Raw genomic sequence first — 14,835 nt, 5'->3', positions numbered from 1 at the left:
CCTCCAAAGTATTCGGTTAATAGGAGCACCTTTGCTATATTACCACCTTAAAACTCCTATGTCAACAAACAATCCGATTTTATTTTAAAAAATAGCCGGAAAATTTAGGTGCTAGCTGGTCAAGCCAGCTAGCACCTAATAAGGATTCTATTCTACTGTTACAGCATCCTCAGTTGCTTCTTCATTTGTGTATGGTTCAGCACGTCTATAACGCTGCATACCTGTTCCAGCAGGAACTAATTTTCCGATAATAACATTTTCCTTTAAGCCAAGCAGTTCATCACGTTTTCCTTTAATCGCTGCATCTGTAAGAACTCTTGTTGTTTCTTGGAAGGATGCCGCAGATAAGAATGAGTCTGTTTCAAGAGATGCTTTTGTAATACCGAGCAGTACAGGACGGCCTGTTGCTGGTAACTTCCCAGCAAGTAGGGCTTTTTCGTTCGCATCAGTAAATTGATGGATATCCAGCAATGTACCAGGAAGTACGTCTGTTTCTGCCGCATCAATGACACGTACTTTACGAAGCATTTGACGAACCATAACCTCAACGTGCTTGTCGCCAATTTCTACCCCTTGCATACGGTAAACTTTTTGCACTTCACGTAACAGGTATTCTTGTACTGCTGTTACATCTTTTATTCTTATTAACTCTTTCGGGTCAATAGAACCTTCCGTTAGTTCCTGTCCACGTTCTACATGATCATTTACAGCTACTTTTAGTCTAGAAGTGTAAGGCGCTGTATACGTTCGTGATTCCACTTCACCTTGAACGACAATTTCCTGTTGTCGATCGCGGCCCTCGTTTATACCAACGACTACACCTTCAATTTCAGTAATAACCGCGACGCCCTTAGGGTTACGCGCTTCAAAAATCTCTTGAATACGCGGTAAACCTTGAGTAATATCGTCCCCTGCAACTCCACCAGTATGGAAGGTACGCATCGTTAACTGTGTACCTGGTTCCCCGATAGATTGAGCAGCGATAATACCTACAGCTTCTCCTACCTCTACTTCTTGACCAGTTGCTAGGTTACGGCCGTAACATTTCTTACAAACACCGTGACGTGTATTACATGTAAACGCTGATCGAATCCAAACTTCTTCAATACCCGCTTTAATAACTGCTTCAGCAAGATCTTCAGTAATTAGACCATTCTCAGGCACAATCACTTCGTTCGTTTCAGGATGTTTAATTGATTTTCTAGCATAACGTCCGACTAGACGTTCCTCTAGCGTCTCAATCACTTCAGTTCCATCCTTCAACGAGCTAATTTTTAAGCCGCGATCTGTTCCGCAATCATCTTCACGGACAATGACATCTTGTGCTACATCAACAAGACGACGCGTTAAGTAACCTGAGTCAGCCGTTTTCAATGCGGTATCCGCAAGACCTTTACGAGCACCGTGAGTAGAAATAAAGTATTCTAATACTGTTAATCCTTCACGGAAACTTGATTTGATCGGCAACTCGATAATTCGTCCAGCCGGGTTGGCCATCAGTCCGCGCATACCTGCTAACTGAGTAAAGTTTGATGCGTTACCACGGGCACCAGAGTCACTCATCATAAAGATTGGGTTCGACTTATCAAGTGATTTCATTAGTCTTTCTTGAATGACATCTTTCGCTGCACTCCAGATAGAAATAACACGATCATAACGCTCATCTTCGGTGATAAGGCCGCGTCTGAATTGCTTCATAACGTTATCAACTTTATTCTGTGCATCATGAATGATTTGTTCCTTCTCACCAAGTACAACGATATCTGCTACACCAACTGTAATCCCGGCTTTAGTGGAGTATTTGAATCCAAGGTCTTTCATACGGTCAAGCATTTTGGACGTTTCCGTAATTTTATATCGCTTGAATACTTCTGCAATAATATTCCCAAGGATTTTCTTCTTAAATGGATCTACAAGCGGCATTTCACGAATAACAGAAAGAACATCCGTTCCTTGCTCAACAAAATATTGCTTCGGTGTTTCCACCTCAAGATTTTGCCTTGTAGGTTCATTAATATAAGGGAATGATGTTGGTAAAATCTCGTTAAAAATTAATTTCCCAACCGTTGATATTAATAGCTTTTTGTTTTCCTCTTCAGTAAAGGTTGGATTTTTTAAAGATCCAGCGTGAACAGCTACACGTGTATGCAAATGCACATACCCATTTTGGTAGGCAAGCAACGCCTCATTTATATCTTTAAAAATCATCCCTTCCCCAACTGCTCCATCTCTTTCCAACGTTAAGTAATAGTTACCTAATACCATATCCTGAGAAGGAGTAACAACCGGTTTTCCATCTTTCGGGTTCAAGATATTTTGAGCCGCAAGCATTAGTAGTCTAGCTTCTGCTTGTGCTTCAGATGAAAGTGGTACGTGAACAGCCATTTGATCTCCGTCAAAGTCTGCGTTGTATGCTGTACACACAAGCGGATGCAGACGGATCGCACGCCCTTCAACAATTGTTGGCTCAAACGCCTGAATACCAAGTCTGTGAAGTGTTGGTGCACGATTCAGAAGAACTGGATGCTCTTTAATGACACTTTCAAGAACGTCCCATACTTCAGGCTGTACTCTTTCAATTTTACGTTTTGCAGATTTAATATTATGTGATAGACCCTTTTCAACTAATTCTTTCATAACGAATGGCTTAAATAACTCCAATGCCATTTCTTTAGGAAGACCACATTGATACATCTTTAAATTCGGTCCGACAACAATAACTGAACGGCCAGAATAGTCAACACGTTTCCCTAAAAGATTTTGACGGAAACGACCTTGCTTACCTTTTAGCATATGTGATAGAGATTTTAACGGACGGTTACCTGGACCAGTAACTGGGCGTCCTCGGCGTCCGTTATCGATTAATGCATCGACCGCTTCTTGAAGCATTCTCTTTTCGTTTTGTACGATAATGCTTGGTGCGCCAAGATCTAATAACCGTTTCAAACGATTATTTCTGTTGATCACTCGACGGTAAAGGTCATTAAGATCTGAAGTTGCGAAACGGCCGCCATCAAGCTGTACCATTGGACGCAATTCTGGAGGAATTACCGGAAGAACATCTAGAATCATCCAAGATGGTTCATTGCCTGACCCACGGAATGCCTCTAGTACTTCTAATCGCTTAATCGCACGTGTTCTTCGTTGTCCTTGAGCTGTTCTTAATTCTTCTTTTAAGATATCAACTTCTTTATCAAGGTCAATATCCGAAAGGAGTTTTTTAATTGACTCCGCACCCATTGATGCTTGGAATTTATTCCCGTACTTTTCGCGATATGCACGGTATTCTTTTTCTGATAATAACTGTTTTTTCTCAAGTGCCGTATCACCAGGCTCAGTTACTACATAAGACGCAAAATAAATAACTTCTTCAAGCGCACGAGGAGACATATCAAGAACAAGTCCCATACGACTCGGAATTCCTTTAAAATACCAAATATGAGATACCGGAGCAGCTAGCTCGATGTGTCCCATTCTTTCACGACGGACTTTTGCACGAGTTACTTCAACACCGCATCGGTCACAAACTACACCTTTATAGCGAACTCTCTTATATTTTCCGCAATGACATTCCCAATCCTTCGTAGGACCAAAAATACGCTCACAGAATAAACCATCTTTTTCTGGTTTTAATGTACGGTAATTAATTGTTTCCGGTTTTTTTACTTCACCATGTGACCATGAACGAATCTTATCTGGTGAAGCTAGACCGATTTTCATATACTCAAAATTGTTTACATCTAGCAAGGGGCCTACCTCCCTTTTGATCTCCGGGCTCTTCCCTTATTGCCCATATGTAGCAAACAGGGTGCAACTATATTATCCTTCGGGCCACCGTCACTTCTTGTAAACGGGGCCGAAGGAGCATAAAGCGATTGGTTACTGTTTCTTAGAAGTTATTCCTTTGTAACAACTTCCTCTTGTTCAATATTTTGTGGTTCCGGAGCAATCGCTAAAGATTCAGCTTGCTGTACTTCTTCGTCATCCTCCGTATCACGCATTTCAATTTCTTCTTCATCACCGGAAAGAATTTTTACATCCATTCCTAAACTTTGAAGCTCTTTAATAAGTACCTTAAATGATTCTGGTACTCCCGGTTCAGGGACGTTTTCGCCCTTAACAATGGATTCGTATGTTTTTACACGTCCAACAACATCATCCGATTTAACGGTTAATATTTCTTGTAGTGTATATGCAGCACCATAAGCCTCTAATGCCCATACCTCCATCTCACCAAAACGCTGTCCGCCAAATTGTGCTTTACCGCCCAACGGCTGCTGAGTTACAAGTGAGTATGGTCCAGTTGAACGGGCGTGAAGTTTGTCATCAACCATGTGTGCCAGTTTGATCATATACATAACCCCAACCGATACGCGGTTATCAAACGGTTCTCCTGAACGTCCATCATATAGAACTGTTTTCGCATCACGTGCCATTCCAGCTTCTTCAATCGTTTCCCAAACATCTTCCTCGCTCGCTCCATCAAAAACCGGTGAAGCTACATGAATACCAAGCGCTCTAGCAGCCATTCCAAGATGAAGCTCAAGCACCTGCCCAATATTCATACGAGATGGAACTCCTAGTGGATTTAACATGATGTCAACAGGTGTGCCATCCGGCATATAAGGCATATCTTCTTCTGGTAAAATCCGTGAGATAACCCCTTTGTTCCCGTGTCGTCCAGCCATCTTATCTCCTTCAGAGATTTTACGCTTTTGAACAATATAAACACGAACTAATTGGTTGACTCCCGGTGGAAGTTCATCCCCATCTTCTCTGTTGAAGACTTTTACGTCTAGAACGATACCGCCGCCGCCATGAGGTACACGAAGTGAAGTATCACGTACTTCACGTGCCTTTTCACCAAAGATTGCATGTAGGAGTCTTTCCTCAGCAGTCAGTTCTGTTACTCCCTTAGGTGTAACTTTACCAACTAGAAGGTCTCCATCCTTCACTTCAGCACCCGTACGAATAATTCCACGCTCATCCAAGTTACGCAGGGCATCTTCCCCAACATTTGGGATATCACGGGTAATTTCTTCTGGTCCAAGCTTTGTATCACGTGATTCTGATTCATATTCCTCAATATGAATAGAAGTATACACATCATCTTTTACAAGGCGCTCACTCATGATGATTGCATCCTCGTAGTTATAACCATCCCATGTCATAAAGGCAACTAGAACATTGCGGCCAAGGGCTAATTCTCCAAGCTCCATTGACGGTCCATCGGCAAGTATCTCACCCTTTGTTACACGGTTGCCAACTGCCACGATTGGGCGTTGATTATAGCAAGTTCCCTGATTTGAACGGATGAACTTGAGTAATTTATATTTATCGAGATCGCCTTTTACTTCTTGGCCATCGATTGTGTTAATTCTGCGAACCCATACTTCACGAGCTTCTACATGTTCAACAATTCCCTCATGCTTACAAATAACTGCAGCACCGGAATCTTTCCCTGAAACATATTCCATTCCCGTTCCAACACGCGGGGCTTGTGGCTGCATTAACGGAACAGCCTGACGTTGCATGTTTGCTCCCATTAACGCACGGTTGGAGTCATCATTTTCTAAGAACGGAATACATGCTGTTGCAGCGGATACAACCTGCTTAGGTGAAACATCCATATAGTCAACGCGATCACGGGCAACAACTGTATTCTCCCCTCTGAAACGAGCAACAACTTCCTCGTCAAGGAAGGAACCATCATCATCAAGACGAACGTTCGCTTGCGCAACAACATAATTATCCTCTTCATCTGCAGTCAGATAATCAATGCGGCTAGTCACTTTTCCTGTTTCAGGATCAATTCTGCGGAACGGTGTTTCAATAAACCCAAATCGGTTTACTTTTGCAAATGATGATAATGAGTTGATCAATCCAATGTTCGGACCCTCTGGTGTTTCGATTGGACACATACGGCCATAGTGGGAGTAGTGTACGTCTCGAACTTCCATACCAGCTCTTTCACGCGTTAAACCACCAGGTCCAAGAGCAGAAAGTCGGCGTTTATGCGTCAGCTCTGCAAGCGGGTTTGTTTGATCCATGAACTGAGATAACTGCGAACTGCCAAAGAATTCTTTAATCGACGCAATGACAGGACGAATATTAATCAGCTGCTGTGGAGTAATCGTATTTGTATCCTGGATGGACATTCTTTCACGAACGACACGTTCCATTCTAGAAAGACCGATACGGAACTGATTCTGAAGCAATTCTCCAACAGAACGTAAACGGCGATTTCCTAGGTGATCAATATCATCTGTAAGACCAACAGAATGCAGAAGGTTAAAGAAATAACTAATTGATGCAATAATGTCAGCTGGAGAGATGTTTTTCACAGCCTCTTCCACATAAGCATTGCCAATTACATTAATAATCTTTTCGCCATCTTCATTTGGTGCATAAATTTTAATCGACTGGAGTGTAATATCTTCCTCCAGAACACCACCTACAAGACTCACAGATTTAAAGCCGATATTCTTTTCTAAATAAGGCAGAATCCGATCTAATGTACGGCGGTCAAGGGCAACGCCCTTTTCTGCAACTATTTCCCCAGTTTCAGGGTCAACAAGTGTTTCTGCAAGGCGTTGACCAAACAATCTATTTTTAATATGAAGCTTTTTATTAATCTTATATCTACCAACATTCGCTAAATCGTAGCGTTTTGGATCAAAGAACCTTGATACCAATAAGCTCTTTGCATTCTCAACTGTTGGGGGTTCCCCAGGACGAAGACGCTCATAAATTTCTAATAGCGCCTTTTCAGTGCCTTCGGTATTGTCTTTTTCAAGTGTATTGCGGATGTACTCATTATCTCCAATCAAATCAATGATTTCTTGATCAGATCCGAACCCAAGCGCACGCAAAAGAACCGTAACGGGCAGTTTCCGAGTACGATCTATTCTAACGTATACGACATCCTTGGCATCTGTTTCATACTCAAGCCAAGCGCCGCGGTTCGGGATTACAGTTGCCGTATAGCCTTTTTTCCCGTTTTTATCTAGTTTTCCACTAAAGTATACACTTGGAGAACGGACAAGCTGTGAAACGATAACACGCTCAGCTCCATTAATCACAAATGTACCTGTTTCTGTCATAAGCGGGAAGTCACCCATAAAGACATCCTGGTCTTTAACTTCGCCTGTTTCTTTGTTTACAAGACGCACTTTCACACGTAAAGGTGCAGAATATGTAACATCTCTTTCTTTCGATTCCGGAACGGAATATTTTGGTTCGCCAAGGCTGTAATCAATAAATTCAAGCGACAAATTACCAGTAAAGTCTTCAATCGGAGAAATGTCATGGAACATTTCGCGTAAACCCTCATCAAGAAACCATTGATAGGAAGAGGTTTGGATTTCGATTAGATTTGGTAATTCTAAAACTTCACTGATTCGTGCGTAACTTCTACGTTGGCGGTGTCGTCCATACTGAACTAGTTGACCTGTCAACTGATTCACCCCTCAAATCAAGCGTTATTATTAGAAAAATGGAAGTCCCTAAGCACTAGAGTTAGACATACTAACTGTAGGAAGCTCACCACTTTTCGATTAGACAAAAAGAAAAAGGGTTTTAACTAAAAAACCACATTTCCACATTACGACAATTATTTTGTTATCATTCCCATTAATACCATTTTTATACAACTTTTGTGCATTTTAGTAATTAATCGGAATATAATATGTTGGCATTTTACAATACTATCATACGGAAAAAGTCAAGTCAATCTTTTTTTGCTTTTATAATAAAGTATCCTTTTTTCTTCGCAACCGTCTCTACTTCTCCGTACATTTCGGACATTTTTTCAATCGCTGATGGAGCTCCCTGTTTTTTTTGAATAACAACCCAAAGCTCTCCACCAGGAAGCAGACAATCAAAGCTTTGTTCAAAGATATCATGAACGACCTTTTTTCCAGCGCGGATCGGCGGATTTGTTAGAATTGCTGCAAATCGATTTCCCTTGACATTCACTAGCCGATCACTTTCATAAATACAAACATTTTCAATTTCATTTAATTTCGCATTCTCCCCTGCAAGTGAAAGCGCCCGTTCATTTACATCAATCATATGCACAAGTCGATCCTTCATTTGCTTCGCCACAGATAACCCAATCGGTCCATATCCACAGCCGACATCAAGAATATTCCCTTCTATAGCCGGCTCTGTGAATGTTTCTATTAGCAGTCTAGATCCAAAGTCAACTTCCTTTTTGGAGAATACCCCATTATCTGTTTTGAATCGGAACGAATAATTATTAAGAGTGAAACTCCAGAATTTCGGGTCACTTTCAACATTTTGTGTTTTGGAATAATAGTGTTCAGACAAGACAAAGTCACCTCCGACGGAGAAAGTATTGTAGATAGCTAAAGAGGTTTTCAACCTTCTCATTCACGAAAAGACATTTCATTGTTTCGGGTCAAAAAAAGCCCGCTATACAGCGGGCTTTTCAATATTTATATTACTTAACTTCAACGCCAGCTCCAACTTCTTCAAGTTTAGCTTTGATTTCTTCAGCTTCTTCTTTAGAAGCGCCTTCTTTAAGTGGTTTTGGAGTGTTATCAACAAGTTCTTTTGCTTCTTTAAGTCCAAGACCAGTGATTTCACGTACAACTTTGATAACTTTGATTTTTTGATCGCCTGCAGAAGCAAGGATTACATCAAAATCAGTTTTTTCTTCAACAGCGCCAGCAGCAGCTCCGCCCATAACAGCTACAGGAGCTGCAGCAGTTACACCAAATTCTTCTTCGATAGCTTTTACTAAGTCGTTTAATTCTAAAACAGTCATGTTTTTAACTGCTTCAATGATTTGTTCTTTAGTCATGATAAAATTTCCTCCTTATATTTGGTTTGATTCTATTAGTTTAACGCTAACCTTAACTTACGCGCCTTGTTCTTCTTTCTGATCTGCAACAGCTTTTGCAGCAAGAGCAAGATTGCGGATTGGTGCTTGAAGAACGCTGAGTAGCATAGAAAGTAAACCTTCGCGTGATGGAAGTTCTGCAAGAGCCTTCACTTCATCCACTGAAGCAACATTACCTTCAATTACACCCGCTTTAATTTCAAGCGCTTCATGTTTTTTCGCAAAATCATTAATGATTTTTGCTGGAGCAACTACATCTTCAGTACTGAATGCAACCGCATTAGGACCAGTTAACACTTCATTTAAGCCTGTAAGCTCAGCAAATTCAGCCGCACGGCGTGTTAATGAATTCTTGTATACTTTGAATTCTACACCAGCTTCACGAAGTTGCTTACGAAGTTCAGTTACTTCCGCAACAGTAAGACCACGATAATCAACTACAATCGTTGATACACTTGCTTTGAATTTATCAGCAATTTCTTCTACGATCTGTTTCTTTTGTTCGATAGCACTGCTCATCTTTACACCTCCTGTAGAAATTCTACATTTAAACCGTCCATAAAAAACCTCCACACCTTTGCAGACATGGAGGAAGTATACAATAGTTAATAAATCAATTAACTTTATCGTAATACCTCGGCAGGATATTAAGCATGAATGCGCCTGCTGTCTACGGTAAAAATGTTATTTTATTTTCACAACAAAATACATATTACTAAATGTATATTTGTTTGTCAATTGTTATTATTTTACTGTTACAGTTGAAGGGTCTACTTTTACACCAGGTCCCATAGTTGAAGTAACAGATACGTTCTTCATGTAAGTACCTTTTGCAGCAGCAGGCTTAACTTTCATCATAGTATCAAAAATAGTGTTGAAGTTTTCAACAAGCTTTTCGTTTTCAAATGAAACTTTACCGATTGGCACGTGGATGTTACCAGCTTTGTCAACACGGTATTCAACTTTACCAGCTTTAATTTCATTAACTGCTTTTTCTACATCAAATGTAACTGTACCTGTTTTAGGGTTTGGCATTAAGCCTTTTGGTCCTAATACACGTCCAAGTTTACCAACTTCACCCATCATATCTGGTGTAGCAACGATTACATCGAAGTCAAACCATCCTTGTTGGATTTTGTTGATGTAGTCAGCATCACCTACGAAATCTGCTCCTGCAGCTTCTGCTTCCTTCGCTTTTTCGCCTTTAGCAAAAACAAGGACGCGCTGAGTTTTACCAGTACCGTTTGGAAGCACAACAGCTCCACGGATTTGCTGGTCAGCTTTCTTAGGGTCTACTCCTAAACGGAATGCCACTTCTACAGTTGCATCAAATTTAGCGAAATTTGTTTTCTTCGCAAGTTCAATAGCTTCTCCAATCGGATAAGCTTTCATGCTATCTACAAGCTTGCTAGCTTCTAAATACTTCTTACCTTTTTTAGCCATTTTCATTTCCTCCTAGATTGTGGTTTTAGCGGAATAACCTCCCACGACGAAAAGCGGAGGCGCCTTGTTCAGCCCCGACAAGCATAAGGCGAGCTGGCTGGAAGGTTATTCTTTAACCTTCTAGTCAGATTGACTTATGACCTCGAGGGGCTAGGCGCCGTAGCTAGACATCATAAAACGTACAGACGCTCTCTAAATATGTCTGAGATAGACGTACAAAAGGTTGCGTGTGAAACCTAATTCAGCAACGCAACCCCGTTGAACAGCATCATGGATTAGTCTTCGATAACGATACCCATGCTGCGAGCAGTACCTTCAACCATACGCATTGCAGCTTCAACACTTGCAGCGTTTAGGTCAGGCATTTTTGTTTCAGCAATCTCGCGTACCTTGTCACGCTTGACTGTTGCTACTTTATTACGGTTTGGTTCACCAGAACCAGACTCAATTCCAGCCGCTTTCTTAAGAAGAACTGCAGCAGGAGGAGTTTTCGTAATAAATGTAAATGAACGGTCTTCAAAAACCGTAATTTCAACAGGAATGATTAAACCAGCTTGTTCAGCTGTACGAGCGTTAAATTCCTTACAGAATCCCATGATATTCACACCTGCTTGACCTAGTGCAGGTCCAACTGGCGGTGCAGGGTTTGCTTTACCTGCTGGAATTTGCAATTTAACAAGTTTGATTACTTTTTTAGCCACGAGACACACCTCCTTAAAGTCCGTGATGTGGTAATAGGGAAATTCCCTCCCACTCAACTTATAGTCTTTATATAAAGATAAAGAACTCTAGCAATTTGTCCGGTCTCATTGTCCGAGACATACTGACCTTTGAAATGTTACCACTTTTTAAAGATGATTTCAAGTTTTTTTCAAATAGGCAAGGATAACTTTTTAAAGTTAGAGAAAAAACATTCAATATTTCGAAGCTTTCCTCTGAATTTTTTTATAATTTTTCAATCTGTGAAAAATCTAGTTCCACTGGAGTATCACGGCCAAACATATTTACTAATACTTTAATCTTCGCTTTATCTTTGTCAATATCCTCAATCGAGCCTGTAAAATTAGCGAATGGACCTTCTTTCACTTGTACCATTTCTCCAAGCTCAAAATCGATATCTACACGTTTTTCTTCAACACCCATGCGTTTCAAAATAACATTAACTTCTTCTGGTAATAATGGAGTCGGTTTAGATCCAGATCCAGCAGAGCCAACGAACCCTGTTACACCTGGCGTATTACGGACTACATACCAAGAGTCATCAGTCATAACGATTTCTACTAATACGTATCCAGGGAATACCTTTCGTTTAACAACCTTTTTCTTTCCGTTTTTGAAATCTGTTTCTTCTTCTTCTGGTACAATCACCCGAAAGATTTTATCTTGCATCGCCATTGATTCTACACGCTTCTCTAAGTTAGCTTTTACCTTGTTTTCATAACCTGAGTACGTATGAACAACATACCAATTCTTTTCCATTCAAGAGGACTCGTTCGTCCTTCCCTCCCTGTAATCATATATTTTGGGTTTTTAATTGTAGAGTATTTTTTTCCAAATGAAAAAACCCGTTTCCGGGCTTTGCAAATGTTTCCTCTGTTATTCTCCATTATACCATGGACATAGAGGGGTTATTCAAGAATTAAACGAATCAGTTCAGAAATACCTAAATCAATTACAGCAAAGAACACAGCAAAGAACACAACTGTTGCAAGAACCGTCACTGTATAGCTTGTCAATTCTTTACGTTTTGGCCAGCTGACCTTTCTCATTTCACGGCCAACATCACGGAAAAACTTCAAGATGCGTTGCATGTCGTAACCCCCAGCTCCAAGAAAAATATCCTTTAAAATTTTATCTATAAACCTTATTTTGTTTCGCGATGGGTAGTATGATTATTGCATGTTTTACAAAATTTTTTAAGTTCTAAACGTTCAGTTTCTTTGTTATTCATCGTTGAATAATTTCGAGAACCGCACTCGGCACATGCTAGTACCACTTTTTTCCTCATTTATTCCACCTACTAAATACTTCTACGTCCTTAAAACTTTAACACGGACGATAATTGATGTCAATAACAGCGAAAACTGGAAGAAAGAGTAGAAAGCAACGCTCAGTAGGTTACAAAGAAATTTCGCGAACCTCCAGATATCGCTCAAGCTTTCGCTTTACTCGCTGAAGGGCATTATCAATTGATTTCACGTGACGGTTGAGCTCCTCTGAGATTTCTTGATAGGATTGGCCATCTAAATAAAGCGCAAGTACCTTTCTTTCCAAATCACTCAAAAGCTCCGCCATTTTCACCTCAATATGATCGAACTCCTCCTGATTAATTATTAATTCTTCAGGATCCATAACCTTCGCTCCAGAAATGACATCCATTAATGTCCGATCCGATTCCTCGTCATAAATCGGCTTGTCCAATGATACGTAGGAATTCAGCGGGATATGTTTTTGCCGGGTGGCTGTTTTGATAGCTGTAATAATTTGTCTAGTAATACATAGCTCAGCAAAGGCTTTAAACGAGGAAAGCTTGTCCTCTTTGAAATCTCGAATCGCCTTATATAAGCCAATCATTCCTTCTTGAACAATATCTTCTTTATCTGCACCAATCAAAAAATAGGATCTTGCTTTTGCACGAACGAAATTACGATACTTATGAATCAAATAATCTAATGCTTCACTTTCTCCACGATGAACTAAATCAACCAATTCTTCGTCTTCAAGCTGTAAATACTCTAAATCACTTTCGTCGATTGCCTTTAAGTCAGTATCCACTCAGATCCCTCCGACCGCACAAACATAGATAGAAATATTATACAGCAGGCGTTTTTCCAGCGTCAACCATTCACGGCTTTCCTCTGCGCCATTTTTCAAAAATTTCTGATACCTCATTGCTAAGCGGTATTCTAGAGAAAGGTCTTTCCTCTTGTATTTTTTTTACCTTTTTATCTATTCTATTTTCAATATTGTTCATTTCATTTAATAATTCTCTTGATGATTTCCGCAGTGCCCCTTGGCCAAATATAGCCCATTGTTCCGTATAATCTGAAGTAGCTACATGAATTTGTGTTTTTATATTGTTGAGGCTGATTGCTAATTTTTCAATCCGTTCATCCGCTGTTTCATTGGTTCTCGTAAAGATTACTTCTACATTATGATTTTTATACTGTTTTTCTGTGCCCTTCACAAAATGGGCGTCAAAAACAACGATCACCCGATAACCGGAATATGCTCGGTATTCAGCCATTTTCTCTATTAAACGATCTCTTGCTGCAGATAAATCCTTGTCTTTAAGTGCTCTTAACTCTGGCCAAGCACCAATCACATTATATCCATCGACAATTAGGATGTTCATCTTTATCCCTCTAGAGGGTGTCGTTTCCTGTGGACCTCATACATGAGGAGTGCTGCAGCAACAGATGCATTCAAGGAGGTTACATGTCCTGACATTGGTAAATGGATAAGAAAGTCACATTTATCACGAATGAGGCGCCCCATCCCTTTGCCTTCACTGCCTATCACTAAGCCTAAGGGCAATGTTCCATCAAACTGCCGGTAATCCTCTCGGCCCTTCGCATCTGTTCCGGCAATCCATACACCTTTTTCTTTTAGTTCATCAATTGTCCTTGCCATATTTGTCACCCGGACTACAGGAATATGCTCAATTGCCCCTGTAGATGCCTTTGCAACTGTAGCAGTTAAACCGACAGCTCTTCTTTTGGGAATAATTATTCCGTGAGCTCCTACCGCATCAGCGGTTCTCATAATTGACCCTAAATTATGCGGGTCCTCAATTTCATCCAATAATAAAAAGAACGGGGCTTCATTTTTCTTTTCAGCTGCATGAAACAAATCGTCAAGTTCTGCATATTGATAAGCGGCGACTTGCGCGATAACTCCCTGATGATTTCCTTCTGCTATCTGATCTAGTTTTTTCTTTGGAACAAATTGAACAAACACATTTGATGCTTTTGCTAATCCGATTACTTGCTGCATTTGTCCGCCTTGAGAACCTTCAGCAATTAAGATTTTATTAATATCTCTGCCTGATTTAAGCGCTTCAATAACGGGGTTTTTCCCCATAATGATATCTTCGTTCATTTCACTGTTCCTCCTTCCTTATCTTCGACCATTTGAAAAGCAGCCACAATTATTTCCTCGAGCCTCTCTTGTTGATCCGATAAGTATAAATTGCCTATAAGCGATTCAAAAGCAGTACTGTACCTATATGTTTGAACATCCGTATTTTTTGGAACTGTACCTGATTTGGCATTTCTTCCTCTTTTAACAACAGCCAATTCTTCTTCCGTCAGAAAGCCAGAATCGATAAATTGATGAACAATTTGTGATTGTGCTTTTGCTGACACATAATGGGTTGCTTCCCTATGAAGCTGATTTGGCCGAACCTTTCCATTTTGAAGCAGATGCCTGCGTACATATATCTCAAAAACAGCATCGCCCATATAAGCTAGGGCGAGACTGTTTAGCTGTTTTTCATCAATTTTATTATCATAGTGAAGCATTCG

At 40.4% G+C, this 14,835-nt stretch carries 14 protein-coding genes and 1 other annotated feature; all 14 genes read right to left on the bottom strand.

Annotation, left to right across the window (positions count from 1 at the left end; all coding sequences use genetic code 11):
* Window positions 1-147: 147 nt before the first annotated feature.
* Window positions 148-3,747, bottom strand: coding sequence for a DNA-directed RNA polymerase subunit beta' (gene rpoC, locus ASU02_RS20665; RefSeq protein WP_057767191.1), 3,600 nt, complete (start codon window positions 3,745-3,747; stop codon window positions 148-150).
* Window positions 3,748-3,896: 149 nt separating this feature from the next.
* Window positions 3,897-7,457, bottom strand: coding sequence for a DNA-directed RNA polymerase subunit beta (gene rpoB, locus ASU02_RS20660; RefSeq protein ID WP_057767189.1), 3,561 nt, complete (start codon window positions 7,455-7,457; stop codon window positions 3,897-3,899).
* A 271-nt stretch (window positions 7,458-7,728) separates the two neighbouring features.
* Window positions 7,729-8,331, bottom strand: coding sequence for a class I SAM-dependent methyltransferase (locus tag ASU02_RS20655; protein ID WP_057767187.1), 603 nt, complete (start codon window positions 8,329-8,331; stop codon window positions 7,729-7,731).
* A 133-nt stretch (window positions 8,332-8,464) separates the two neighbouring features.
* The gene (gene rplL, locus ASU02_RS20650; RefSeq protein ID WP_057767185.1) at window positions 8,465-8,827 is read right to left on the bottom strand and encodes a 50S ribosomal protein L7/L12; all 363 of its coding nucleotides are present in this window, start codon (window positions 8,825-8,827) and stop codon (window positions 8,465-8,467) included.
* A gap of 57 nt (window positions 8,828-8,884) precedes the next feature.
* On the bottom strand, window positions 8,885-9,385 hold the full coding sequence (gene rplJ / locus ASU02_RS20645) for a 50S ribosomal protein L10 (protein WP_057767183.1): 501 nt from the start codon (window positions 9,383-9,385) through the stop codon (window positions 8,885-8,887).
* Window positions 9,386-9,417: 32 nt separating this feature from the next.
* Window positions 9,418-9,560: a sequence feature (ribosomal protein L10 leader region), on the bottom strand.
* A 50-nt stretch (window positions 9,561-9,610) separates the two neighbouring features.
* Window positions 9,611-10,309 carry a 50S ribosomal protein L1 gene (rplA, locus tag ASU02_RS20640; RefSeq protein ID WP_057767182.1) on the bottom strand — a complete coding sequence of 233 codons (699 nt, stop codon included), beginning with the start codon at window positions 10,307-10,309 and terminating at the stop codon, window positions 9,611-9,613.
* Between the two features lie 275 nt (window positions 10,310-10,584).
* Window positions 10,585-11,010, bottom strand: a complete 426-nt coding sequence (rplK, locus tag ASU02_RS20635; protein WP_009336545.1) for a 50S ribosomal protein L11 — start codon at window positions 11,008-11,010, stop codon at window positions 10,585-10,587.
* Between the two features lie 244 nt (window positions 11,011-11,254).
* Window positions 11,255-11,788, bottom strand: coding sequence for a transcription termination/antitermination protein NusG (gene nusG, locus ASU02_RS20630; protein WP_057767179.1), 534 nt, complete (start codon window positions 11,786-11,788; stop codon window positions 11,255-11,257).
* A gap of 149 nt (window positions 11,789-11,937) precedes the next feature.
* Window positions 11,938-12,120 carry a preprotein translocase subunit SecE gene (secE, locus tag ASU02_RS20625; RefSeq protein ID WP_057767177.1) on the bottom strand — a complete coding sequence of 61 codons (183 nt, stop codon included), beginning with the start codon at window positions 12,118-12,120 and terminating at the stop codon, window positions 11,938-11,940.
* A 53-nt stretch (window positions 12,121-12,173) separates the two neighbouring features.
* A complete protein-coding gene (gene rpmG / locus ASU02_RS26070; protein ID WP_082631877.1) occupies window positions 12,174-12,317 on the bottom strand; it encodes a 50S ribosomal protein L33 in 144 nt (47 codons plus the stop codon).
* Window positions 12,318-12,427: 110 nt separating this feature from the next.
* The gene (gene sigH / locus ASU02_RS20620; protein WP_165571567.1) at window positions 12,428-13,084 is read right to left on the bottom strand and encodes an RNA polymerase sporulation sigma factor SigH; all 657 of its coding nucleotides are present in this window, start codon (window positions 13,082-13,084) and stop codon (window positions 12,428-12,430) included.
* A gap of 70 nt (window positions 13,085-13,154) precedes the next feature.
* Complete coding sequence (locus ASU02_RS20615) at window positions 13,155-13,664, bottom strand: NYN domain-containing protein (RefSeq protein WP_057767175.1); 510 nt, start codon at window positions 13,662-13,664, stop codon at window positions 13,155-13,157.
* 2 nt (window positions 13,665-13,666) lie between these two features.
* Complete coding sequence (rlmB, locus tag ASU02_RS20610) at window positions 13,667-14,410, bottom strand: 23S rRNA (guanosine(2251)-2'-O)-methyltransferase RlmB (protein ID WP_057767173.1); 744 nt, start codon at window positions 14,408-14,410, stop codon at window positions 13,667-13,669.
* Window positions 14,407-14,832, bottom strand: coding sequence for a Mini-ribonuclease 3 (locus tag ASU02_RS20605; protein ID WP_057767171.1), 426 nt, complete (start codon window positions 14,830-14,832; stop codon window positions 14,407-14,409). Before ASU02_RS20605 ends, rlmB begins: the two co-directional genes overlap by 4 nt.
* Window positions 14,833-14,835: the final 3 nt, after the last annotated feature.

The organism is Cytobacillus praedii (assembly GCF_001439605.1).
GTDB lineage: Bacteria > Bacillota > Bacilli > Bacillales > Cytobacillaceae > Cytobacillus > Cytobacillus praedii.
This window is presented reverse-complemented; position numbering and strand designations above follow the sequence as displayed.

What these genes read in the sequence shown, in the direction of transcription:
- rplL (WP_057767185.1), bottom strand. Translation starts at nt 8,827, where the DNA reads ATGACTAAAGAACAAATCATTGAAGCAGTTAAAAACATGACTGTTTTA.
- rplJ (WP_057767183.1), bottom strand. Translation starts at nt 9,385, where the DNA reads ATGAGCAGTGCTATCGAACAAAAGAAACAGATCGTAGAAGAAATTGCT.
- rplA (WP_057767182.1), bottom strand. Translation starts at nt 10,309, where the DNA reads ATGGCTAAAAAAGGTAAGAAGTATTTAGAAGCTAGCAAGCTTGTAGAT.
- nusG (WP_057767179.1), bottom strand. Translation starts at nt 11,788, where the DNA reads ATGGAAAAGAATTGGTATGTTGTTCATACGTACTCAGGTTATGAAAAC.
- secE (WP_057767177.1), bottom strand. Translation starts at nt 12,120, where the DNA reads ATGCAACGCATCTTGAAGTTTTTCCGTGATGTTGGCCGTGAAATGAGA.
- rpmG (WP_082631877.1), bottom strand. Translation starts at nt 12,317, where the DNA reads ATGAGGAAAAAAGTGGTACTAGCATGTGCCGAGTGCGGTTCTCGAAAT.
- ASU02_RS20615 (WP_057767175.1), bottom strand. Translation starts at nt 13,664, where the DNA reads ATGAACATCCTAATTGTCGATGGATATAATGTGATTGGTGCTTGGCCA.
- rlmB (WP_057767173.1), bottom strand. Translation starts at nt 14,410, where the DNA reads ATGAACGAAGATATCATTATGGGGAAAAACCCCGTTATTGAAGCGCTT.
- ASU02_RS20605 (WP_057767171.1), bottom strand. Translation starts at nt 14,832, where the DNA reads ATGCTTCACTATGATAATAAAATTGATGAAAAACAGCTAAACAGTCTC.